This is a genomic window from Phosphitispora fastidiosa (assembly GCF_019008365.1).
Taxonomy (GTDB): domain Bacteria; phylum Bacillota; class Thermincolia; order Thermincolales; family UBA2595; genus Phosphitispora; species Phosphitispora fastidiosa.
Genome location: NZ_JAHHUL010000060.1, coordinates 1 through 642, shown reverse-complemented (window position 1 = coordinate 642; position 642 = coordinate 1). Strand labels below are relative to the sequence as shown.

Genomic DNA, 642 nt, shown 5'->3' with positions numbered 1-642 from the left:
GAATGAACGAATTTTTGGGGGAGGAAACAAAACAGCCAGTTTTAGCCAGCCACCGCGTCAGCGGTTTCGTTCAACAAGTCGATTCACGGCTTCGCTAACGCTCCGACCTAACTTTTAGCTGTCATGATTTTTGCATGAGTGGTAGACAAGCTGGGCAAAAATCACGCCAGCTAAAAGTTCGTGAATCGCCGGAACGTTAGGCGAAATGATTTGCTGTGTAATCCTTTTGGGGTTGTTTAATATTTCCTAATGGCAAGAATACTACAATGTTAACTTATACGACTTTTATCATCTTCTAACACAACAATTTAGGCTGCGGAAAAACTGGAGGAAAACTGATGTTTACAGTTGGATTATCTATAATCAAGACTATTTTTTTCTTGTTTTTATCTGTTGCCGCTGTGACATTTTGGGTCAATGGTGCTACTGGATGGCGAGAAAAAGGGGAGTTCAAAAAGTTGTATGCAGTTAGTTTTGTGGTTTTAATTGTCGCTGCAGGATTTCTATACTTATTACCAAAGCTAAGGTAACTTTTTTACAATGTAAACTACCGCAAATCACATCGCCTAACATTTTAGCCGTGTTTCCGCAGTTGAGCATGCAAAAACACCGGTTAAGCACTGGCCCTACCGGCGTCAAGTC

Annotated in this window: 1 protein-coding gene; it reads left to right on the top strand. The window is 41.1% G+C overall.

What is annotated here, in order from left to right; all coding sequences use genetic code 11:
- The first annotated feature begins 338 nt into the window (after positions 1-338).
- The gene (locus Ga0451573_RS18920) at positions 339-530 is read left to right on the top strand and encodes a hypothetical protein (RefSeq protein WP_231685752.1); all 192 of its coding nucleotides are present in this window, start codon (positions 339-341) and stop codon (positions 528-530) included.
- Positions 531-642 lie beyond the last annotated feature (112 nt).

What these genes read in the sequence shown, in the direction of transcription:
- Ga0451573_RS18920 (WP_231685752.1), top strand. Translation starts at nt 339, where the DNA reads ATGTTTACAGTTGGATTATCTATAATCAAGACTATTTTTTTCTTGTTT.